Source organism: Streptomyces litchfieldiae (assembly GCF_031845365.1).
Lineage (GTDB): Bacteria > Actinomycetota > Actinomycetes > Streptomycetales > Streptomycetaceae > Streptomyces > Streptomyces litchfieldiae.
In genome coordinates, this window is record NZ_JAVREL010000017.1 from 71450 (window position 1) to 92634 (window position 21185).

A 21185-nucleotide genomic window follows, 5' to 3' on the forward strand; every position below is an offset into this window, starting at 1 on the left:
TGCGAGACGAATCAACTCCTCCCCCGGTCAACCGTCAACCCACCTGAACGGAAAGGGTCCGCAGCCATGACGACCGCCCCCGCCACCTCCCTCACCGTCACCCGCCTCGGCGGCCGGATCGGCGCCGTCGTGGAGGGCGTCCGGCTCGGCGGCGGCCTCCCGCCGGAGACCGTCGCGGCCATCCGGTCACACGTACTCGCCCACAAGGTCATATTCTTCCGCGGCCAGGAGCACCTGGACGAGGAGAGCCACGAGGCGTTCGGCCGGCTGCTCGGCACGCCGGTCGCGCACCCCACCGTGCCCTCCGCGGACGGCCGTTACGCGTTCCCCGTCGACAGCGAGCACGGCGGCCGGGCCAACCAGTGGCACACGGACGTCACGTTCGTGCCCGCCCACCCGGCGTTCTCCATCCTGCGCGCCGTCACCGTCCCGCCCTACGGCGGCAACACCCTGTGGTCCAACACCGCCGCCGCCTACGCCTCCCTGGCCGAGCCGCTGCGGGCGCTGGCCGACGGGCTGCGCGCCGTGCACTCCAACGACTTCGACTACGCCGCCGCCCACCCGGACGCGGACAGCGAGCAACTGGCCCGCTACCGTGAGGTGTTCACCTCCACCAAGTTCCGCACCGAGCACCCGGTGGTGCGCGTCCACCCCGAGACCGGCGAACGCATCCTGCTCCTGGGGAACTTCGTGCAGCGCATCACCGGCGTCCCGGCCAAGGACTCGCGGCTGCTGATCGACCTCTTCCAGAGCCATGTCGAGCGCCCGGAGAACACCGTGCGCTGGCAGTGGCGGACCGGCGACGTCGCCCTGTGGGACAACCGCGCCACCCAGCACTACGGCGTGGACGACTCCGACGACCACCGCCGCACGCTGCGCCGCGTCACCATCGACGGCGACGTCCCGGTGGGCGTGGACGGCCGCCGCAGCGAACTGCTGAAGCCCGAGGAGATCCCGGCGCCCGCCTTCGGCCTGCCGTCCGGCGCGACAACGGCCGCCGCATGAGCGTCCGGCACCCGCACGTCATCGTCGTCCTCACCGACCAGCAGCGCTGGGACACCACCGGGGCGCACGGCAACCCGGCGGACGTCACACCGGAGTTCGACCGCATCGCGCGCACCGGCACCCACGTCGAGCAGGCCATCACCCCGCAGCCGGTGTGCGCGCCGGCGCGGGCGGCGTTGCAGACCGGCCGCTACCCGACGGCCACCGGCGTGTTCCGCAACGGGCTGCCGCTGCCGTCGGACATCCCCACCCTCGCCGGGGCGTTCGGCGCGGCCGGCTATGTGACGGGGTATCTCGGCAAGTGGCATCTGAGCGGCGAGGCGGCGGGTGCCGGCCCCGGCCCCGTGCCGCCCGAGCGGCGCGGCGGCTACCAGCGGTGGCTGGCCAGCGCGCTGCTGGAGTTCACCTCGGACGCCTATCGCACCGTGCTGTACGACGAGGACGAGCGGCCGGTGCGGCTGCCCGGCTACCGCTCGGACGCGCTGATCGACGCGGCGATCCGGTTCGTCGCGGACCATCACCAACGGCCGTTCCTGCTCTTCCTCTCCCTCCTGGAGCCGCACCACCAGAACGCCACCGACGACTTCCCCGCGCCCGAGGGCTACCGCGAGCGCTACGAGGGCCGCTGGCTGCCGCCCGACCTGGCCACGCTCGGCGGCGCCGCGCACCGCCATCTGGGCGGCTACCTCGGCCAGATCAAGCGCGTCGACGAGGGCGTGGGCCGGCTGCGGGACGCGCTGCGCAGCCTCGGCGTCGAGGACCGTACGGTGCTGGCGTACACCGCCGACCACGGCTCGCACTTCCGCACCCGCAACGCGGAGTACAAGCGTTCCGCGCACGACGCGTCGGTGCGGGTGCCGCTGGCGCTGACCGGGCCCGGCTTCACCGGCGGCGGCCGGATCCGGCACCCGGTCAGCACCGTGGACCTGGTGCCCACGCTGCTCGAAGCCGCCGGGGTGCCGGTGCCGGACGGCGTGCAGGGCCGCTCGTTCCTGCCGCTGGTGGGCGGCGGGACGGACCCCGGCCGCCCGCCGGAGGTGTTCGTCCAGATCAGCGAGTCCCAGGTCGGCCGCGCGGTGCGCACGGACCGCTGGAAGTACGCGGTGACCGCGCCGGACGCCGACCCGTGGCACGAGCCGGACGCGACGCGTTACGCGGAGAGCGAGCTGTACGACCTGCACGCCGATCCCTATGAGCTGGACAACCTGGCCGGTCTCGACTCCCACCGCGCGGTGGCCGACGAACTGCGCAGGGCCCTGCTCGCGTGGCTGGCCCGCGCCGGCGAGCCGGACGCGGTCATCACCCTGGCCCCGCCCCGCGCCCCCGGCCAGCGGCGCGCCGACCCGGAGGTCGCCGAACTCCCGTGGGACGAGCTGCCGTTCGGCCACCAACGGGGTGGGTGATCAGGAGGCGGGCGGGGAAGTCAGAACGTGCCTCACCCTGGCCTCGTCCGCACTGCCGGGCACCGCGGTCAGCATCACGATCTTGAGGTCGGAATCGCCGTCGGTCAGGACATCGCAGTCCACCTCGACGAGCCCGGCCCCGGGGTGGTCGACAAGGGGTCCCGGACGCGGGCCGCCGCCGTGGCTCGTTATGATTTCTTGCCGCTTTCACGTGACCTTCGGCGAATTCTCCAGACCATCCAGTCGCCTGGTCACCGCGTCGAGTGTCGGCCAAGGAGGGCCCTCGCGCAGCAAGCGCAGGAATTCCTCTCCGAATAGCCTCCCATTCGGAAACTCGTCGCCAAGTTCCCAACGCCACGCCGCGACCATCGCGAGGACGAGCTGCCGGCACTCGTCCAGCAGCCCGTGGTCAACGTTCGGGTAGTGCTCGCAGACCGCCTCGGGAACATGGGCGAGGTCGAACTCGACGGGTCCCCGGCAGCACGTCTCAAAGTCGATAAACAACGGGCCGTTCTTCGTACTGAGCACATTGCCCGGATGCGGCTCGCCGTGGAGTAGCTGCTCCACGGCGCCGCGCTCCTCGATCGCCCGTCGCAGGCTTCCCAGTCTGCCGCCGAGGAACACGCGGTCCGCGTCGGCGAGCTCCGGCGAGAGACCCCGGTTGGCAACGACTTTTTCCGCGTCCGCGATTCGATCCGTGAACCGAGGGCTCGCCATATCAACCTCGCGCATGCCGGCGTGCAGCCGCTCCAGCGCCTTGGCGTAGTCGACTGGTGAGACGTGAGGTGTCACGGGCTCGTAGTAAGTCCACAGCGTCACTGCGAAGCCATCGCGCGTGTACACACCCGGGTCCGTCCGAGGCTCCAAGGGACACACCGGGCATCCGACCTCGGCGAGCCGTTGAGCGAGCTCGACTTCGAACTGTGCGACCTCTTGCCCCACAGGGGCGACGCGGGCAAAGACGTCGCATGGCGTCAGCCGCAGCGCCAGCTTGTTCGAGTTGTGGAGAACGACTGCGTCGTCGGCTGGCAGGCCGAGCGATGCGGCGACCGAAGTCGCAGCCGCGATCGCACGTGTGACATCGGACATCTCCATGACGTGGTCAGGCTACTACATTCGTGTGATCTTGTTCTGTTCCTCGTATTCGGCGGGGTTGCCCGGGCCGGGAGCGGTGTGCGGCCGGGTGCCGTTGTATCAGCCGATGTGCTCACCTACCGATTGAGGTGATGTCGCCGCACCAGCGGGCGTTCAGCCTGCCCGCGTCGGCGGGCAACCGTCCGCCTCGCCCAGTGTCGCAGGGAGGTCTCCGGTCGGGGACTGGAGACCTCCTGCGCGCTGTCGCGGGTACGGCTCAGCTTGGCTGGTCTCCGGTGTACCGGTAGATCTCACCGCTGGAGTTGACACCCCAGACGGTGCCGTCGGCGGCGACGCCGATGTCGCTCAGGGTGCCGGGGATGTTGACCCAGGGGCTGGCGTCGTTGTTGGTGTACCGATAGATGTTGCCGGCGGCGTTGACACCCCACACGTTCGTCCTGGACCCCGCCGAGATCCGGACGAGACTGCCGGGGATCCCCACCCAGTGGTTCGAACCCTGGTCGCCGGTGTAACGGTAAATCTGGTGGTTGGAGTTGACACCCCACACGGTGCCGTCGGCAGCGGCACCGATGTCGCTCAGACCACCCGGGATGTTCACCCAGGGACTGGCATCGTTGTTGGTGTACCGATAGATACCGCCGGCGGCGTTGACACCCCACACGTTCGTCCTGGACCCCGCCGAGATCCGGACGAGACTGCCGGGGATCCCCACCCAGTGGTTCGAACCCTGGTCGCCGGTGTAACGGTAAATCTGGTGGTTGGAGTTGACACCCCACACGGTGCCGTCGGCAGCGGCACCGATGTCGCTCAGACCACCCGGGATGTTCACCCAGGGACTGGCATCGTTGTTGGTGTACCGATAGATACCGCCGGCGGCGTTCACACCCCACACGTTCGTCCTGGACCCCGCCGAGATCGCCGCGAGAGCGCCGGAGATCTTCTTCCAGTCAGCCATGCGAATCCTTCTCTTCCGCTGGAACGTTGCCTTCACTTTCATGGCGAGCGGCAGGCTGCCCAAAACGTTTCGAAACGCTGATCGATCGCGGAAATAATCTGGAAAGCGACGTTTTGCAGCCGGTCACGGCCGGAACAAAGGGCGTCCGGATCGAACGGCCAATGACCGATCGGCCGAAAGCACCGTCACGCGTGAGAGGGATCGACGCGACGCCGAATCTGTGCAGTCCCGCGCATGGCGGCGGCGACGTTGAGGTGGCCGTTCTGGCGACTCGACAGAACCCGCGTGGCGCGATCGTGCGAGCGTCATCCGATCGGAACGGGCCCACGGTTGGAGCCGTCCCAAGCACATGAAGCGATACACGCAGGCGACGGTCCTGCGGCGGGTCCGGATTGCGTTGGCGTTGACGGGAGTCGGGGTCTGCCTGCTGGGAGCCGCCGCGTGCGGCGATGCGGACGCGGGCAGCAGGTGATGCCCCCTGTGCCCGGGCCGGTGCACGTGCTGGTGATCGACGAGGCCCGGCGTGGACGCGCCCAGTGGCGGCAGGATGCGGACACCGGCCGGCGTGAGTCGATCGCGGACCGCTGGCACACCGGCTTCGTCGACGCGGCAGGTCACCAGGGACTCCTCGGCCAGGTCGAAGGCCGCCTCCCCTCCGATGTGCTGGCCTGGCTGGCCGGCATCCCGAAGCCGTGGCGCGAGCAGATCCGCTACGTGGTCATCGACATCTCCCCCGGCTATCGTGCCGCCATCCGAACCGGCCTGCCCCAAGCCCACGTCGTCGCCGATTACTTCACGTCGTCCAACTCGCCGACCGGATGCTCAACCTGGTGCGCCGCCGCACCACCGCCACCCTCCGCGGGCGCGGGCCGGGCCTGCGACCCGGAATGGAAAGCGCGGCGCCGCCTCCTGCGCAACCGCGAAGACCTCACCGACGACCAGTTCACCCCCATGAGGAACCAGCTCATCGACACCGGGAGCATCGGCATGATCCCGCTCACCGCACTGGATCACCGAGGAACGACTGCGTGACCTGCTCGCCCTCGCCCGCACCATCGACCGCTGGTGGCCCGAGATCGCCGCCTTCATCGCCACCGGCCACAGCAACGCCAGAAGCGAAGGCATCAACCGCATGATCAAGCTCGTCGCCCGCGCCGCGCACGGCTTCCGCTGGTCTGCCCTAGCTCGGCTTGGTCTGCCCGAACTGCGCAAACCTTGCCGCCGGAATTCGTCGTTCGAGGCCCGGCGGCAAGGTATGCGTTTGGGAATCGCTCCGGCGTTCGTCTCTATGCGCGGACGGAGTGCACCGTCGTGTCGCGCGTATTGCGGCTAGATGCTTGACCCGCCGCCGGAGGTGTTGCTCCACCAGGCGCTGTAGGCGTTCAGCGAGTACCGCTTCTGCACGCCGCTGGTCGAGGTGATCTCAAGGCCGAACTGCATCGTATCGAAGGTGGTGTTGCGCAGGAGGTTCTGCGACGCGGCCCATCGCCAGACCGCCGAGGCGTCGATGGTGCCGGTGTTGCTCTGCTGGGCGGGGATGAGCTGCAGGACGTTCCAGCCGGGATCGGCCTGCCAGACCGACGCGTACAGGATGCCGCCGATGGTCACGTTGGACGCGATCTGTCGTCCCCAGCCGCCTGCCGGCCCTGGGGCCCAGCTAGTGAAGACCATGATCTCGTCCTGGTTGCCGGTCGACCAGAGGTCGCTCGTCCAGTTCCAGTGGTCACTGCCGGCGGCGGGAGCCGACGACGTGTTGTACCAGAAGCCCGCCGAGTTCAACTGCGACAGCGGCGTCTGGGGCCGGACCGAGGTGTTCGGGTAGGACTTGATCCCGCCGCCGGAGTGGTTGGCGTCGACGTACCAGGACTTGATGCTGTTGACGGTCAGGCACTGCGTGCCGTGGTTGTCGCCCCAGATGTTGTTGTAGATCGTCCAGGTGCCCTCGGTGTGCTGACCCCACCGGTCGCAGGTGGAGTACACCTGGGCCTGTGCCGGAGACGCGAGGCTCAGGAACCCGGCGATCATGCAGACGATCAGGGCCAGCCGACCGAACCCGGCCCACCTGCTGCTGACGGATTTCATCTGAGCTTTCCTTCCTGCGCGGGGGCGATCAGAAGTTTGTGCCTACGAGGCTTCACGGTCGTCCTTTTCGTGGGGGTTGGGGTGGCTCCCGCCCGTCGACAGGCGACGAGAACGGGCGGAGCCGATCGGACTGCTCTCACCGTGGTTGGCTGGGTCAGCGCAAAGCGGCATCAGGAAGTGCGGATCGCGAGGGTGGAGGCGGAGTCACCGTCCACCATCACGTGTGTCGTGCCACGAAACTGGCGGAAGATCCGGTCCGAGAAGGCGGCTCATCGCGAAGGCGGCTCATCGCGGTGGTGAACTGTCCGGCGAATCCCATGAATTCATGCGCTTTGCATCACGTGTGACCCGATATGTTGATCGGGCTCGGCGAGCTGACCCGGCCCGCGCTGTTGGGATGGTCGCGCGGTAGGGAGGTCCGCGAATCCTGCTCCGTGACATGGAGTGCTCCTTGCGGTCCGTGACAGCTCCGGTTCGGCGAGGAAGGGACGCCAGGACGGAGCGCCGCGTGTGGAGGGTGGGCAGAGTGCGGCGGGGCAGGCGTTCAGGTTGTCCTCGGCGGCCAACAACCCCTCATGCCCGCCCGCCGTGTCCTATGCGTCATACGTCAGACGAGTGATCGAAGCGCTTCGATGTCCAGTGAGGCTAGGACCCAACAGCGGGTCGCACAAGCCCTCCGGCAAGAGTTCGATGAACGAGTCTGAGTGCCCCTCGGGCAGGGGATGCAAGGCCTTCTCGGTTGTTGCCGCACAGTCTCACGGCAGAAGCGGGTTCCTCATCAGTGTCGAAGCGCTTCGAACAATGATCAACTAGTGGGTCGCCACCTCTTCCACAGGCGCACAGGGCGCGGGGGAGGAGGAGCGGCGCGCCGTGACTGCCGGCCCGCACGGGAGGGCCGGGCCGGCCGGAAGCCCGCCGCTGCCCCGCCGTACAGCGGAACTTCCGCGTAGCGCACGCGGCCCGGCCGCCACCCGTACGGGTGAAGACCGGGCCGAGCGCAACTACGCGCACTTTCCCATGTGATCCACTCGGAGGCCAACCGGCCTTCGAGTGGCCCTCAAGGCTGGGAAGTGACCCCGGCTTCGGGGAAACTACATCAGTGTCAGACGTCGTACCGGCCCGCTCGCACGTCGGCGATGAACGCCGCGAAGTGGCCGGACGCCAGCAGCAGGACGGGACCGTGCGGCGCCTTGGAGTCGCGGACGGCGACGGTGCCGGTCAGCCCGGCGACCTCTACGCAGTTGCCCCCGCCGTTGCTGTAGGACGACGTGACCCAGCAAGCGCCCCTCAGGTCCGATGCCATCACGGCGGCAGGGTGAGTGTTCATTCTGTGATCTCTCTCGCTAGTTGGTGCAGGAACTTCGGGGTGTCACCGGGCGGCAAGGCGCCCGCCACCATCGCGTCGAACATCCGGGCGAACCGCCCGACCTCGCGCGGCTTGTCCGTCACGGCGACGGTGAACCAGGCGGTGTCCGTCTGGACCGTGGTGGGCAGCCCTTCGTCGAGGGTCATGATCGTGACGTCATGCAAGGCAACGTAGCCGTTCCCCGCCTGGGGAAGGACTTGCAGGGTCACGTTCTCCAGGGCAGCCAGCTCGACGAGCTCCGCGTACTGCTCTCGCATGGTGTCCGCACCACCGATGTGGTAGCGCAGCGCTGGTTCGTTCAGGACGGCCCAGAGCTTCAGCGGGTCCTCGTCCCGTGTCAGGGCCTCCTTCCGCCTCATGCGGGTCTGCACGCTCTGCCGCACGAACTCCGTGGTCGTCTCCTCAATGGGCTTGTGCAGCTCATGCAACGCCCGCGCGTACGCCTCGGTCTGGAGCAGCCCGGGAACAACTGCCGGGTGGAAGACGCGGATCTCCCGGGCCACCGACTCGACACCGAGGAAACGCGGCATGCCCGACAGCATGGTGGTGCTTGAACCGGTCCACCACTCCCGGCTGGACGCCTCCCGCTGGAGCGCGACCAGCCGGTCCACCTCGTCCTCGTCGGTGATGCCGTAACGCTCCAGCAGGTCTCGCATATGTCCCGCCTGTCGGAAGGACTTCCAGCCGGTCTCGACGCGTTGAAGTGTGCTCTCGTCGAAAGGCAGACCCTCCACCGCCTCCGCCATGGTGAGACCGGCCTCCTTGCGAAGCTGCCGCAGCTCGTGTCCGAGCTCGATACGCCTGGCGGTTGGCTGCGGTCGTGCGGCCATGTGCCCTCCATTCTGGCGCATGTGCGCGCCGATTCCTGCCTTGTGTTCAGCCGGGCCCCCGTCGTGCACACGGCGAAAGCCTTGCGCATGCTCTGGCATGTGCCATTTCTGCTGGTGAGGCTGATTCGCAGCTGATTCTATTGCGCCGAACTGCCCCCGCAGGCCACGGTTATCGAGCCCCGGGAATCAAGGGATCCGGTCATCTTTACGGCCGGACTCTCCCCACCCATGCCCGGGACCGGAGGCAATGAGAATGACCACGACCACCGCCGTAAGCCCTATCATCAACCCCGAATTCACCCGCACGATGCCGTGCACCGCTCAATGCGTTGACGCCGCCCGGGCCTTGGTCCATACCGCCCTTGCCGCCTGGGATTTGAGCGTTCTCGCCGACGCCGGCGCGCTCCTGGTCTCCGAGTTGGTGACCAACTCCGTGCGGCATTCCGGGAGTCGCGCCGTTCGCGTCACCGTGACCCGCACCGGCCGGAACGTCGTGCGCGTCGCGGTCGTGGACGCCTCCCGGACCATGCCGGAACGCCGGCACCCGCGCGACGACGCCGTGTCCGGGCGCGGCCTGGTCATCGTCGAAGCGCTGACCACCCGTTGGGGGACCGACCCGCTGCCCCGGGGCAAGCGCGTCTGGGCCGAGCTGACGTGCGAAGACACCCGCTGAAGGAACCGATCCCCGCCACCCACGCCCGTTCGAGAAAGAACACCTGCCTGCCATGCCCACGAAGCCACTGACCTGGGGACCGAACCGCCTCCCCGTCCCCTATGCCGCCGTGTGGAACACGGAAACGCCCGTCGTAGCCCGGGCGTTGACCATCCGCGCCGACGGGATGGGGCTGGCCTACCGCGACGAGACACCCGCCGACCGCGACCGCCACGGCGTGCTCTGGGCCCGCCTGCGCCACTCCCCCGGCGAAGGACGGCCCAACTTCCGCGCCCTGCACCCCCACCGCCAACGCGACACCATGCTCCACAAGCTCTGCCACGTCTGCGGCGGCCCCGCCAGCCGCACGCCCCAGGGCTGGCTCTTCCTCCTCCAACGCCCCACCTCCACCGACCAGTCACCCCACTGGCCCGAGGGCCTGTTCTCCACCAAACCCCCCATCTGCGAACCCTGCGCCATCCTCGCCGCGCGCCACTGCCCGCACCTCACCAACCCCACCGCCATCCGCTCCCGCAAACCCCGCACCTGGGGCGTCTTCGGCGCCTTCTATACCCCCACCCCCACCGGTGGGTTCGCCTCGTCCCCCACCAACCACCACCTCCCCTACGGCCACCCCGCGAGCCCCTGGTTCGTCGCATACCAACTCGTCATCGAACTCACCCGCTGCACCCACGCGGGAGCGGATGTGCTCCGGATCCCGGCCGGGTCAGTTGCCGAGGGCGAGGTCGTACCCGCCCCGGCGGCGCAGCCGCCGGCTCGGTGAACCAGGCGACTCCGAAGATCGAGTGGACCGCGTCGTGCACCTCCTCGTGCTCGCTCAGGTACTCCAGCACCTCGGAGCCGTTCATGGGGCCACCGCCTGGGCTCCGGGTGTCGGCGCCTCAGCGTGCGAGACCGGGGGGTATCCGCTGAGGTAGACAATGACGCGACCGGGCTGTCGGTCGACGCCCGGGATCGACTCTTCTCAGACTGCGATGACCTGCTGGGCAAGCAGCAGCGCCAGCGGGCCCCCCTGAAGCAGGAAGCGTCCCTCGCTGGCGGCCCGGATCGCGTCAGGCATCGGCCACCACATGAGCTTGAAGCTCTCTTCGCTGGGCGTGAGCTGCTGCGGGCCGCACGTGAGACCTTCGGCAAGGAAGAGGTGGACGCGGGCAGTGGAGTTCAGGGTGATGGCGTACGAGCCGAGGGACAGCCAGGTCTGGGCGGTGACGCCGGCTTCCTCGCGCAGCTCGCGCCGCGCGCACTCTTCCGGTGTCTCGCCGTCCTCCCGGCGCCCTCCGGGCAGGAACACGTACTCGCCACCGTGCTGGGGGAATTCGTCGGTCAGGACGGCGACCATGTCGTCCGCGTCTCGGGCCACGATGACGGAGGCGTCGCGCACCGCCCCCCGTTGGGATGTGTCGGTCATGGCCGTGGAGCGTAGCCGCCTACTCTGACAGCCAGGCTGCGAACGGCACGTTGAGCACGGCCGGGTGAGCGATGCCACGGCCGTGGTAGCCGTCCTCCCCGAAGGCCTCTCCGTGGTCGGCGCACATGATGATCAGCCATCTCTTCTTGCCGGTGAGCCCGTCGACCAGGCGGCCGAGGTGGTCGTCCGCGTACGCGAGCGCGGCGGCCTGGGACTGCCAGGAGTCGCCACTGTCGCCGGTGTAGTGGCCGTGGGGGACGTGGGTGGCGGAGACGTTGACGAACAGGAACAGCGCGTGGTTGGCGTACTGCTCGGCCACGGTCAGGGCGTGGTCGACCTGGTGGCGGGGGGAGCCAGGCTCCGGGGAACAGAACTGGGGCCGCCAGTGGTCCTCTTCGAACATGTCGGGCAGCACCGACCCGAGCGGTGTCTCCCGCGAGGAGTAGGTCACGCCGCCGATGCACACGGTGCGGTAGCCGTGCTGGGCAAGCCCGGTGAGGAGGTTTGGCGCGTCGAAGACGAACGCCCCCGCATCGACCGTCTTGAACGCGGGCGGGCGGCACTCCCACAGCCGCGGCGGCTGCAGGGGCTGCGGGAGCTTGGGCAGGAAGCCGGAGAAGAACGCGATGTGCGCGGGGAGGGTGAAGGTGCCGGGGGTGCGGCGTTCCTCCCACGCCCCGCCGGGCAGGATCTTGGCCAGGCGCGGGGTCTGCCCGGCTTGCAGGGCCGCGCGGGCGACGTCGTAGCGCAGGGAATCCAGGGTGACGAACAGGATGCGCAGGTTCGACTCGGCCTTGAGCAGCGACCCACGGGGCGCGGGGTGGTCCTCGAAATCAACGAAGATCATCGCGGCGTCGAGCGTCCCGACGGCGGGGAGGGCCTGATCGCCGACGGGGAAGCCGGCGCCCAGGTCGCCGCCGGTCGCGGCGGGCAGCTTGCACTGCGTGCTGCTCAACGAGGGGGCCGCGTGGGCGCGTTCAGCGGCGAACCGTGCGGCTGCCGTGACGCCGGTGGCGACGAGGGCGGCGATCGCTATCAAGGCACTACGTCGTTCGTGCAACGTTCTCTCCTGATCCGAACCGGTGGCGTGCTGCCGCACTCACGCTACGAACTAGTGTCACGTGTGATATTGCACTGCTTTTCAAATCTGTGCAGACGTGTTGCGGCTGAACCCCAATCAGTTCCTGGTCGTCTCCGACGCGCCCAGTCGCGTCCGCATGTCGGCCGCCTGGGGCAGGCCGAGCGCTTCGTAGAGGTCGAGTGCCCGGCGCCAGTGTCCACGGGCGGTGTCGTGCTCGCCCAGAGCGGCGCGGACGGCGGCGATGCCCGCGTGCGTGTCGGCGAGCGCTCTGCGGCGGCCGGCCTTCTCGGCCACCTCCATGGCTTCGCCGTGCAGGCGCAGTGACCGGGCCGGGTGTCCGGCCGCGGCGTGGGTGGCCGCCAGTTCGTTGAGGGACTCGACGACCGTTTCCGTGGCACCCACGGCACGGGCGATCGTGAGTGCTTCGTCGTGGTGGCGCAGCGCCGCCCCGTGGTCGCCGTCCCGGCGGGACAGTGTGCCGAGCAGGCGCAGACAGTCCGATTCGACGCCGCGGAAGCCCGTCTTGCGGGCGAGGGCCAGGCCGCGCCCGGCGTGTTCGCGCGCCTGGTCGTCCCGTCCCGTGATCAGGCAGAGCTCGGCGATGGCGATGAGCGCGTTGGACTCGTTGGTCTCGTCGCCGTTCTTCTCGCACAGTTCCAGGGCGTCTCGCACATGGCTCAGGGCCTCCTCGAACCGGCCGAGGCCCTTCAGGCAGTGGGAGGTGTTGACCAGGGCGGACCGGCGGAGCGTCCACGGACCGGTCGGGCCGTTCAGTTCCAGCGCGCGCTTGAACTGGTCCGCAGCCTGGGCCAGTTCTCCTCTCCGCCCGTACACGATCCCGAGGTTGTTCAGCACGGTCGCCTGCAACTCCGCTTCTCCGGCCCGCTCGTAGATGGCCAGAGCTCGCCGGAGGTGCTCGATCGCCGCCTCGATGTCCCTGCCGATCCGGTTCAGGGCCAGGCCGAGGCGGGTCCGCGAGAACGCCTCCCCGAGCAGATCGCCGTTGACCTCCGCGGCCCGGAGCCCTCGCGTGCACACGGTGATCAACTCATCGGTATAGCCGCCGATATCAAGGTAGCGCCAGATGGTCTGCCCCGCGTCGATGGTGAACTCCGGGCCTGAGTGCCGAGTGGTCTCCAGCAGGTTCGCCCGCTCCGCGTCCAGCCAGCGCAGGCCGTGATCGTGGGCGTGGAGCGAAGGCGCGTCGCCGTCCCAGGCCGGTGCCTTCGGCCTTCGGAAGGACTCGTGCGGCGCCACGACGTCCATGGCCGCGGCGACCGTCGACAGGTAGTAGTCCCGCAGCCGGTCAAGGGCCGCCTCGCGCTCGCCCGCACCGTCGGTGGAGGCGGCGAGCTCCGCGGCGTAGGCGCGCAGCAGGTCGTGCTGCTGATACCGGCCGCCGGATGTCCGGTCGACCAGATGGGCGCGCGCCAGGACATCCAGTACCCGGCGCGTGGCACGCAGCCCGGCGCCGGCCAGGGCCGCCACGGCGTAGGCGTCCGTGTCATGCCCCGGGTGCACTCCCAGCAGCCGGAACACCCGCGCCGCGGTCTCCTCCAGCCGCCGGTAGGACCAGGAGAAGACGGCCCGCACTGCCGTGAACGGATCACCGTCGATGTCCAGCAGGTCCAACGCCTCCTGCTGGTCGGCGAGTTCTCCGGCCAGGTCGGCCAGGCCGCGGGCGGGCTGGGACCTGGCCAGCTCGGCGGCGATCCGCAGCGCCAGCGGCAGCCGGGCACACCGCTCGATCAGCGTCTCGGCCGCCGCCGGCTCGGCCGCCACCCGGTCGCCCAGCACCTCCCCCAGCAACTCTCGCGCCTCCCCCACCGGCAGCCGGTCCAGGCCGAGCCTGTGGGCGCCCTCCCGGGCCACCAGCCCTGCCAGCGCGTCCCGGCTGGTCACCACCACCGCACAGTTCGCGCTGCCCGGCAGCAGCGGCCTCACCTGCTCCACGCTCCGGGCGTTGTCCAGCACGACCATCAGCCGCCGCCCGTCGACCAGCGTGCGGAAGCGCGCCGCCCGCTCACCCACATCCTGCGGAATCGCCGAACCCTCCAGGCCCAACGCACGCAGAAACCCCGCCAGCGCGTCCTCCGGCTCCATCGGGTGATCCGGGCCATAGCCCCGCAGATCCACATACAACTGCCCGTCCGGGAACGCCTCCCGCGCCCGATGAGCCCACCGCACCACCAACGCCGTCTTCCCCACACCGGCCGTACCCGCCACCACCACCGGTGCCGTGCCACCGCCCGACAGCAGTGCGTCGAGCTCCGCCAGCTCCGCCTCCCGCCCCACGAACCCGGGTACGTCCCCCGGCAGTTGCGCGGGAGCCACTACCTGCGGACGGGCGACCCCGCCGACCGCCACCGGCTCCCCCGCCAGCATGCACCGCTCCAACTCCCGCAATTCGCGGCCCGGTTCCAGCCCCAGCTCCTCAACGAGCCTGTTTCGGACCTCCCGATAGGCCGCCAGCGCCTCGCTCTGCCGTCCCGACCGGTACAACGCCACCATCAACAGAGCATGCAGGCGCTCACGCAACGGATGCTCCCGCACCAGACCGGTCAGCTCCCCGATGACCGCCGCGCCCGCCCCACACGCCAACTCGGCCTCGTACAACGCCTCGTACGCCACCAACAGCCGCTCGGACAGCCGGTGTCGCCAGTCGTCCAACAGCGGGACGTCCATCTCCGCGAACGGCGCACCGCGCCACAGTGCCAACGCCCGCCGCAACACATCGACCGCCCCCCGCGGATCGCCGCCCGCGAGCTCCGCCCCCTCACCCACGAGCGTTTCGAACCGATCCGCGTCCACCTCCCCCGGCAGCACCCGCAGTTGGTATCCATCCGGGCCGAAGGAGAGCCGGTCCGGCTCGCCGAGCACGTCCCGCAGCCGGTGAATGTGCAGGTGCAGCCGCTGCCCCGCCCGCACATCGAACCGATCCCCCCACAGCGCGCCGGTCAGCACATCCACCGGCACCACCCGATTCGCCCGCGCCAGCAGCACGCCGAGCAGCACGCGCCGCAACCGACCCGTCACCTGCCGGTCACGCCCGTCCCGCCGGATCTCCAGCGGACCCAACACCAGAAACTCCATGGACTTCCGTACCCCGATCCATCGGCCCCGACTGGCGGACCCATGGTCTGGCCACCACCCGAGCCGCGAAGCTTTCCCCGGTATGAAAGCGCGGAGAAAGCGCCGGCGCCACTCGCGATACGACAGCGGGTGCCCGGGATCGCTGCGTCCGCGCCGGGGCGGGCAGGTGCCCTGGCCCGCCCCGCCGCGGCTGTGGTCAGGGGTTGGTTGTGAGAACCTCCTCGGTCTCCGGCGGGGCGGCGGGGGTGGTCGCGGCGGTGCGGCGGCCCTGCAGGGTGAGCGTGACCAGCAGGCCCACGAGCATGCCCGCAGCGGTCAGCAGGACGACGAGGGACCCGCCGCCGGCGGTGGCGACTCGCCCGGCCATCGTGACCTCCGGCTCCCGGCCGTGCTCGGGATTCGGCCGACGCATGACCTCGCTGATCTTGACCGGTCCTGGCCCCGGTTCACGGAACCTGCTGACCGCAGGTGGTGCACTTGCCCTTGCGGTTCGGGCTGTGGCCGGCGACAGGTATCCCCATCATGTCCGTACACTGCTCCGGCTCTGGCTGCTGTGCCCTCGGCTTTGGGGCACCATCGGACGTCTTTCTGCGCTTGAAGATCACGGTCATCCTTCGGTGGGTGGCGCAGGGAGGCGGCTGATTGATGTGTGTCCGGACGCGCTGGACGGTTCCAAACGGCACGGTTGCGGGGCCCGGCGCGCCCGGCAGCGGGCGCCCCACAGGCAGTGGCCGTGCCCGCGGTAGGGGCCGGCCTCACCTGTGCGCCCTCCCGCGCGCCGCCGGCGCCGTCGGCCGTCTCCCTATGCGGGCCGACGGATGTGGGCGCCTCCCGCGGGCCGTGGCGCGGGGCCCGAGCATGTGCTGCACTCAGGCGTCCCGCTCCCGGGCGTCGGCGGGCCGGCGGGCAGCGGCCGGAAGGCGAATCCCCCGCCGAGCAAGTCCTGCGCAGGCCGTTGAACCCGGCGTGTGCGGGGGGCGGGATTCTGGGCGGTGTGGATCACACGCCGAACGTTAGGCCGCGCCCCGCGTCCCGGTCGTCCCCACTGGTGGGGACTTCCCCGTGTCCTTCTCAGGTACTACGGCGCCCCTGGCGGCGGATGGCACCATCACGCTGTGACGTGGATCGCTTGTGCCACTTCGCCAACGTGCCCGACGCGTCCGGCGAGCCGGCTGATGCCAGCGGCGGGCGTCCGGCGATCGTCTGTATGCAAAGTGCGCGACGGCAATCCGGCTGAAGAGACAGGGGCGCACGGCACGGAGTACGCATCGCCCGGTGCGATGAACTGGCGCCCTGAGCCTGGTGGTTGGACATCCACCCGAACGGTGAACGACCTCTCAGGACTCGATCGTCTTCGCCGCCGGAATCACCCACCCGTCGGGCCGCTCCAGGGTGCGCGGGTGGAGCGTCAGGGTGGCGGCGATCTGGTCGGCCATCTCGACCAGGCCGGTGAGGGGGGTGTGGGTGTCCCAGTCGGCGAGCATGGCGAGAATCTTCCGGGGGCCCTTCTCGGGGAAGAGATAGTGAGAGACGCCGGTGACGTGGAACGTCAGATTGAGGTCGGGGATGACGAAGGTGGTTTCGTGGTACACCCGGCAGGCGGGGCCGGCGGGCAGCTCCACCTTCGTGACCACTCTCTTCCGCCCCGGCTCCGGTTGGCTCATGTTCTCGCTGACCTCGGCCAGGGTCGACCCCATCTTCTGGGGGTGCCGCCACGCGGTACTCACCGAGGGCAGTGACCGCCCCAGCTCCTTCGGCCGCTCGTGGGGCACATACACGGCTGCGGGTCCCTTCCGCCCTTCCTGGAGGGAGTTCCACACCCTGCGCACGTGCGGGGTCACGGCCTTCGCATAGCGCCTGTTGCTCCAGCCACCGCGATCGACCACCTGCCGGACGACCTCCTGGACACCATCCGGATCGTGGATGTCCAGGGGCAGCCACTCATCGGTGGGGCAGGCGAACACCGGTACAACGTTGGTCATCGTCCAACTCCTTCCGCGCGCCGGGCCGTGAGGGTGGTGGCGATCCGGTCGGCGGTCTCGGTCATATGGGGTGCGATGGCGGGGCTGGACCAGGAGACGGAGAGCTGGAACAGTCCCTCCGGGTAGTCGGGCGGCAGGACGAAGTAGTCGATGGCCTCGATCACGAACTGCCGTCCGTCGTCGCCGGGTTGGTTGAGCAAGAGCTGATGCACGCGGCAGGCCGGACCCAGCGGCAGCTCGATCTCGGTGATGTCCGCTTCGCCCAAGCGGTCGGGGCGCGGGCGGCGGAAGGTCTCGCCGACGGCCGCGACAGTGCGCTCCTCGGGCGAGGTCTCCTCGCGCGCCGCGAAGATGCTGGCCGGGACCAGGGGGCGTGCGTTCAGCGGGACGGGGGGCACCCAGACGGCCACGGGTCCGGCCGCCCGGGCGCGCATGCCCTCCCAGATCACCTTCAGCTCCGGGTAGACGGCTTCGGCGTAGAGCTCGTTGCCGTCACCCTCCCGTTCGGCGATCCGCTGCGCGGCACGCTCGGCACCGTCCGGGCTGTCCACCTCCAGAGGCAGCCAGCCGTCGGCCGGGTAGCCGAAGCCACAGATCCACTCCGTCACCGGGGCATCGCCTCGCTCTCCTGATACGAGAACTCGCCCACCGCGGCTGCCTCTCCCGACCAGGGGCTCTGGACGGTCACGGAGACGCCGGGCAGGTTCGTGAAGGGGAGGCGCTCGGGATGCCAACCCTCGAAGTCGAGCGGCAACGTACTGTGGATGTTCCAGTTGTCGTTGACGGTGAACGCACCGAGGGCAGCGCCACCTGCCAGGGCACCCAACTCCACGCCGGCGGCCCGCCTCAGGTCCCGGGCGTTGCCCTGGAGTACCGCCGCGTCGTCGCCGCCCAGCGCGCCCTCGGCAGCGGCCACGGCTCGGCTTGCGTCGCTCATCGGGGTCGCCCCGATCCAGTGGCGCAGCCCGCCGCCGCGGACACCCCAGTTGCGACCGTCGAAGGGTGCCCTCAGGGCCCGGCCCAGGTCCGAGCCCAAATTGTGGAAGGCGTGCCCGGCCCAGCCCAGACGGCCGTCCGCCACACTCCTGATGTCGTCCAATTCATCGCGGGCGGCCCATGCGCCGGCCCGACTCACATTCACGTTCCGTTGAAGTTGTTCCAGTTCGTCGGCTGTGTGAGTGCCGCTTCGCGCAGCCGTCGTCGAACGCACGTGGGCCCGCATCAACCCCTTCGCCCGCGCCGCACGCGTCATCGCGCTGGCGACGCGGCCGACGCCGAATGTGGCCAGACCGATGGCGTCCCAGACCACGCCGTTCCAGTTCCCGTTGTAGAGGTTGGCCGCCAGCGAGATGGCGGTGGCGATCAGGGCGACGGCGGCCAGTGCCTGGCCCAGGACCGGCACCCAGGCCAGGCACAGGGCCAGTATTCCGGCGATCATCGCGACTTGGCCCGCGATCTCCCCCAGCAGGGCGACAGCCTGGCTCAGCCCGCTGCAGAAGGAGTCCCAGCGATCGCCCCAGCCGTCCTCAAGACCGTCGTCGCCGATGAAGTCGCCGATCGCGTCGGCGGCCCGCTGCGCGGCCACGTCCTTGTCCTCGACGACCTGGGCGAGCCGGTTCCGCAGCCGGTTGAGCTCGGCCTGTGCCGCCTCCAGGTTCTGGAGGTTGGCCTCGTGGTCGTCGTGGGTCTCGGAGTCCTCTGACTCGCTGGCCTCCGCCAGCCTTTCGCGGCGCGTGATCTCGTCGTGTGCCTCCAGGGCCTGGGTCCGCAGCCGCAGGCTCTCGTCCTGGGCCTCCTGGAACCGCGGCCAGTACTCGGCCAGCGCGTTCGCCGTCGCGTCGTAACGGCCATAGGCCCTGAAGACGTTGTCCGACAGCTCCGCCGCCTTGTCCCGGAACGCCTCGCCCGACTTTCCCTCCCAGCCGTCGCTGCCGCTGGTCACCTCGGTCAGCAGGGTCTGCGCCCGCTGGATGGAGTCCGCGGTCCGGCGGTATCGCGCCGCCGCTTCCTGGACCAGCTCCCAGTCGCCGGGAACCGGATCCTCGCCGTTCTCGGTCAGCGGGTACCAGTCGCTCGGTCGGCTTCCCACGGTCTACTCCCCCTCCAACGCGCCGGCCAGATCGTCCTCCACGCCCGTGAACGTGTCCGCCGCGAGCCTGGCCTCGTCCGCGAAGGACTGGAGGTTCTCCATGAGCTTGCGGCGCTTGTGCTTCCAGTTGGCGGCGAACTGCTCGACCTCGTGGGCCAGATCGCCGTGGCCCATCTGCTCCGCGTACGCGTCGGCGATGTCCTCCGAGTCCTCGAACTCCGCCGCGATGAAACGCAGCCGGTCCGCCAGCTCCCGTACATCCGCGACCGTGACCGTCAGATCAGCCACGGGCCACCGCCACGTCCTGGGTCCACCGCAGCGAACCGGCGATCGCGTCGAACAACTCCGTCAGTGGCTGGGCCAGTTCGGGGATGGGCGTGCTGAACGTCAGGATCAGCCAGCCGCCGGACTCGGGGATCGGCAGGTAGAAGTCCAGCAAGGTGTTGGGCCGGTCCGCCGCCTGGCCCAGCTCCCGGGTGTCCTCCGACGTTCCCTGACGGCGGCAGCGCACCGCTTCCCCCGATGGCAGGCGCACGACGGAGACCTCGGCCTCCGGCCCGTGCTTGTCCCGTACGCCGTCGGCCATCCACGCCACCGGCAGCCGCACCGGCGGGTCCGGGTCGCCCGGTTCGGCGCTCACCAGCAACGTGGCCGGCACCGGGACTCCGAGCACCGCGTCGGTGGACAGGTACATCTCGATGCCGTCCCGCGCCGCCGCGGTGCCGGTGACGGTGGTGAGCATGTCCCGCAACTCCCGCCGCTGGACGGCGCGTTCATCACGGCTGGGCATGGTCAGATCGATCAGCGCCTGCACCGACCGGGCCCGTTGCTCCGCGTCCCGCAGCGGGATGCGGAACCAGTCCTTCGGAGTCAGCAGTTGGTAGTGCGAGGGCGCCCCCTCCCGCTCCTCCGCCGCTAACTCAGGCGTCGCCGTGCCCGTCTCCTCCATGTGGCCCCCCACACTCCGTGAGCTCCTTGTTACTCAGGAGGCAACGCTAGCCTCCTGAGTCGCTCCTGGGCAACGGGCAACGGCCGACGGGTCGGGGGTCCAGTCGATGATCCGGACCGCCGCGCCCGCCGCTTCCAGGCCGCGGCAGCGGGCGTGGTGGCGGCGGGTGATGTCGTCGATGTGCAGGGAGTCGCCGAAGGCCGGGGCGGACAGCAGGCGCTTGGCGTACGACCACAGCGCGGGGTGCGCGGCGATCCGGTGGACGGCTTCGGCGTCCAGGTGCCAGCGGTGCACCGTGTCGAGCCGCACCAGCGTGACCCACAGGTCGACGTCCGCGGCCGTCAGCGCGTCGCCGAGTACGTAGGGGCCGGCGGACAGCCGCTCCTCCAGGGTGGCCAGCGCGGTCAGCAGGGTGTCCGACGCCGCCTCGCGGTCGGGTCCTTCGGCGGTGGCCCGGCCGGCCTGCTGTGCGGCCTCGGTGATGTCGTGGTCGCACAGCCGCGCGAGTTCGGCGATGTCCTTCTCGGCGGCCGGCGGACGCAGTTCGGGGGTGCCGGCGGTGCGGAAGCGGACGGCGAGGTCCCGCAGGATGTCGGGGGCGTGGTTGCTGACGACTCGTCCGGTCCAGTGGTCAGCGAGGACCGGCGCGGTGGCCGGGCCGCGGTAGCCGTGCGTGGTGCGGTCGTAGGCGGTGCGCAACTCGGCGTAGCCGCCGTCGGGTTCGGGTACGGCGGGCAGTTCGGTGAGCGGGATGCGGTCGGCCAGCCCGAGCAGGCGGTGGGTGATGGCGATGCGGAGGCAGCCGGGACAGGCGAGGGAGAGGTAGAGGCGGTAGCGGAGCGGGGCTGGGTAGAAGCCGTGGTTGGCGTCGGGGCCGATCCTGGACCGGAAGGCACACGGGTGGATGGCGGACATGGCTCTCCCTCACGGGGCATGGGTGATCGCGGACAGGAGGGAACGGCGGCCGGCGTCGTCACCGGTGCGCGGGGATGGCCCGCGGAGCCGTCTCAGAGAAGGGGACTGCCCATGCTGCACACACGCAGCAGATCGATGTGGCGACGGCAGGTCAGGACCGGGAGCACCGGGCGGAGCGGGAACCGGCAGCCGGCCTCCCGTCCTCCATCACCCATGGCTTTTCCGTCCGTTCGGTCGGAGTTGACCCGTCGCAGGGGCT

21 protein-coding genes are annotated in these 21185 nt (G+C 70.0%); 6 read left to right on the forward strand and 15 right to left on the reverse strand.

What is annotated here, in order from left to right; translation table 11 throughout:
* The first annotated feature begins 66 nt into the window (after positions 1-66).
* Positions 67-1005: a TauD/TfdA dioxygenase family protein gene (locus RM590_RS25575; RefSeq protein WP_311707066.1), complete on the forward strand. Its 939-nt coding sequence runs from the start codon at positions 67-69 to the stop codon at positions 1003-1005.
* A complete protein-coding gene (locus tag RM590_RS25580) occupies positions 1002-2408 on the forward strand; it encodes a sulfatase-like hydrolase/transferase (RefSeq protein ID WP_311707067.1) in 1407 nt (468 codons plus the stop codon). The genes RM590_RS25575 and RM590_RS25580 overlap by 4 nt, the downstream gene beginning before the upstream one ends.
* Before the next feature lie 207 nt (positions 2409-2615).
* Here RM590_RS25580 and RM590_RS25585 read toward each other — a convergent pair whose 3' ends face one another.
* Together RM590_RS25585 and RM590_RS25590 are read right to left on the reverse strand one after the other, a co-directional pair.
* Positions 2616-3503, reverse strand: a complete 888-nt coding sequence (locus tag RM590_RS25585; RefSeq protein ID WP_311707068.1) for an aminoglycoside phosphotransferase family protein — start codon at positions 3501-3503, stop codon at positions 2616-2618.
* A gap of 256 nt (positions 3504-3759) precedes the next feature.
* Complete coding sequence (locus RM590_RS25590) at positions 3760-4458, reverse strand: tectonin domain-containing protein (RefSeq protein WP_311707069.1); 699 nt, start codon at positions 4456-4458, stop codon at positions 3760-3762.
* A 492-nt stretch (positions 4459-4950) separates the two neighbouring features.
* Between RM590_RS25590 and RM590_RS25595 the strand changes: the two genes are divergently transcribed.
* Both RM590_RS25595 and RM590_RS36070 read left to right on the forward strand, forming a co-directional pair.
* Positions 4951-5490: a transposase gene (locus RM590_RS25595; RefSeq protein ID WP_311707070.1), complete on the forward strand. Its 540-nt coding sequence runs from the start codon at positions 4951-4953 to the stop codon at positions 5488-5490.
* Between the two features lie 22 nt (positions 5491-5512).
* Positions 5513-5791 carry a transposase gene (locus RM590_RS36070; protein WP_394813974.1) on the forward strand — a complete coding sequence of 93 codons (279 nt, stop codon included), beginning with the start codon at positions 5513-5515 and terminating at the stop codon, positions 5789-5791.
* Here the strand turns inward: RM590_RS36070 and RM590_RS25600 are convergent.
* The 3 genes from RM590_RS25600 to RM590_RS25610 form a co-directional block, all read right to left on the reverse strand.
* Positions 5788-6540, reverse strand: coding sequence for a glycoside hydrolase family 12 protein (locus RM590_RS25600; RefSeq protein WP_311707071.1), 753 nt, complete (start codon positions 6538-6540; stop codon positions 5788-5790). The two genes, RM590_RS36070 and RM590_RS25600, sit on opposite strands and share 4 nt — an antisense overlap.
* A 1102-nt stretch (positions 6541-7642) precedes the next feature.
* A complete protein-coding gene (locus RM590_RS25605) occupies positions 7643-7843 on the reverse strand; it encodes a DUF397 domain-containing protein (protein WP_311707153.1) in 201 nt (66 codons plus the stop codon).
* A 20-nt stretch (positions 7844-7863) separates the two neighbouring features.
* Positions 7864-8736 (reverse strand): helix-turn-helix domain-containing protein, encoded by an 873-nt coding sequence (locus RM590_RS25610; RefSeq protein ID WP_311707072.1) that lies wholly within the window; start codon positions 8734-8736, stop codon positions 7864-7866.
* Between the two features lie 307 nt (positions 8737-9043).
* Here RM590_RS25610 and RM590_RS25615 point away from each other — a divergent pair, with 307 nt between their 5' ends.
* A complete protein-coding gene (locus RM590_RS25615; protein WP_394813975.1) occupies positions 9044-9409 on the forward strand; it encodes an ATP-binding protein in 366 nt (121 codons plus the stop codon).
* 52 nt (positions 9410-9461) lie between these two features.
* Positions 9462-10172: a hypothetical protein gene (locus tag RM590_RS25620; protein ID WP_311707074.1), complete on the forward strand. Its 711-nt coding sequence runs from the start codon at positions 9462-9464 to the stop codon at positions 10170-10172.
* 201 nt (positions 10173-10373) lie between these two features.
* On the opposite strand, the gene RM590_RS25625 is transcribed toward RM590_RS25620, so the two are convergent.
* From RM590_RS25625 to RM590_RS25670, 10 genes are all read right to left on the reverse strand, one after another.
* Entirely contained in the window at positions 10374-10817 is a 444-nt protein-coding gene (locus RM590_RS25625; protein ID WP_311707075.1) for an NUDIX hydrolase, read from the reverse strand.
* Between the two features lie 19 nt (positions 10818-10836).
* Complete coding sequence (locus tag RM590_RS25630; protein ID WP_311707076.1) at positions 10837-11877, reverse strand: STM4013/SEN3800 family hydrolase; 1041 nt, start codon at positions 11875-11877, stop codon at positions 10837-10839.
* 117 nt (positions 11878-11994) lie between these two features.
* Positions 11995-14991: an AfsR/SARP family transcriptional regulator gene (locus RM590_RS25635; RefSeq protein ID WP_311707077.1), complete on the reverse strand. Its 2997-nt coding sequence runs from the start codon at positions 14989-14991 to the stop codon at positions 11995-11997.
* Between the two features lie 196 nt (positions 14992-15187).
* Positions 15188-15403 (reverse strand): hypothetical protein, encoded by a 216-nt coding sequence (locus RM590_RS25640; RefSeq protein WP_311707078.1) that lies wholly within the window; start codon positions 15401-15403, stop codon positions 15188-15190.
* Between the two features lie 925 nt (positions 15404-16328).
* Positions 16329-16973, reverse strand: coding sequence for a hypothetical protein (locus RM590_RS25645; protein ID WP_311707079.1), 645 nt, complete (start codon positions 16971-16973; stop codon positions 16329-16331).
* The gene (locus RM590_RS25650) at positions 16970-17581 is read right to left on the reverse strand and encodes a hypothetical protein (protein ID WP_311707080.1); all 612 of its coding nucleotides are present in this window, start codon (positions 17579-17581) and stop codon (positions 16970-16972) included. The genes RM590_RS25645 and RM590_RS25650 overlap by 4 nt, the downstream gene beginning before the upstream one ends.
* Positions 17578-19062 carry an AAA family ATPase gene (locus RM590_RS25655; protein ID WP_311707081.1) on the reverse strand — a complete coding sequence of 495 codons (1485 nt, stop codon included), beginning with the start codon at positions 19060-19062 and terminating at the stop codon, positions 17578-17580. The genes RM590_RS25650 and RM590_RS25655 overlap by 4 nt, the downstream gene beginning before the upstream one ends.
* A gap of 3 nt (positions 19063-19065) precedes the next feature.
* Positions 19066-19350, reverse strand: coding sequence for a type VII secretion target (locus RM590_RS25660; protein ID WP_311707082.1), 285 nt, complete (start codon positions 19348-19350; stop codon positions 19066-19068).
* On the reverse strand, positions 19343-20023 hold the full coding sequence (locus RM590_RS25665; protein ID WP_311707083.1) for a hypothetical protein: 681 nt from the start codon (positions 20021-20023) through the stop codon (positions 19343-19345). The genes RM590_RS25660 and RM590_RS25665 overlap by 8 nt, the downstream gene beginning before the upstream one ends.
* Before the next feature lie 21 nt (positions 20024-20044).
* Positions 20045-20926 (reverse strand): glutathione S-transferase C-terminal domain-containing protein, encoded by an 882-nt coding sequence (locus RM590_RS25670; RefSeq protein WP_311707084.1) that lies wholly within the window; start codon positions 20924-20926, stop codon positions 20045-20047.
* Positions 20927-21185 lie beyond the last annotated feature (259 nt).

What these genes read in the sequence shown, in the direction of transcription:
- RM590_RS25575 (WP_311707066.1), top strand. Translation starts at nt 67, where the DNA reads ATGACGACCGCCCCCGCCACCTCCCTCACCGTCACCCGCCTCGGCGGC.
- RM590_RS25580 (WP_311707067.1), top strand. Translation starts at nt 1,002, where the DNA reads ATGAGCGTCCGGCACCCGCACGTCATCGTCGTCCTCACCGACCAGCAG.
- RM590_RS25585 (WP_311707068.1), bottom strand. Translation starts at nt 3,503, where the DNA reads ATGGAGATGTCCGATGTCACACGTGCGATCGCGGCTGCGACTTCGGTC.
- RM590_RS25590 (WP_311707069.1), bottom strand. Translation starts at nt 4,458, where the DNA reads ATGGCTGACTGGAAGAAGATCTCCGGCGCTCTCGCGGCGATCTCGGCG.
- RM590_RS25600 (WP_311707071.1), bottom strand. Translation starts at nt 6,540, where the DNA reads ATGAAATCCGTCAGCAGCAGGTGGGCCGGGTTCGGTCGGCTGGCCCTG.
- RM590_RS25605 (WP_311707153.1), bottom strand. Translation starts at nt 7,843, where the DNA reads ATGGCATCGGACCTGAGGGGCGCTTGCTGGGTCACGTCGTCCTACAGC.
- RM590_RS25610 (WP_311707072.1), bottom strand. Translation starts at nt 8,736, where the DNA reads ATGGCCGCACGACCGCAGCCAACCGCCAGGCGTATCGAGCTCGGACAC.
- RM590_RS25615 (WP_394813975.1), top strand. Translation starts at nt 9,044, where the DNA reads ATGCCGTGCACCGCTCAATGCGTTGACGCCGCCCGGGCCTTGGTCCAT.
- RM590_RS25620 (WP_311707074.1), top strand. Translation starts at nt 9,462, where the DNA reads ATGCCCACGAAGCCACTGACCTGGGGACCGAACCGCCTCCCCGTCCCC.
- RM590_RS25625 (WP_311707075.1), bottom strand. Translation starts at nt 10,817, where the DNA reads ATGACCGACACATCCCAACGGGGGGCGGTGCGCGACGCCTCCGTCATC.
- RM590_RS25635 (WP_311707077.1), bottom strand. Translation starts at nt 14,991, where the DNA reads ATGGAGTTTCTGGTGTTGGGTCCGCTGGAGATCCGGCGGGACGGGCGT.
- RM590_RS25640 (WP_311707078.1), bottom strand. Translation starts at nt 15,403, where the DNA reads ATGCGTCGGCCGAATCCCGAGCACGGCCGGGAGCCGGAGGTCACGATG.
- RM590_RS25645 (WP_311707079.1), bottom strand. Translation starts at nt 16,973, where the DNA reads ATGACCAACGTTGTACCGGTGTTCGCCTGCCCCACCGATGAGTGGCTG.
- RM590_RS25670 (WP_311707084.1), bottom strand. Translation starts at nt 20,926, where the DNA reads ATGTCCGCCATCCACCCGTGTGCCTTCCGGTCCAGGATCGGCCCCGAC.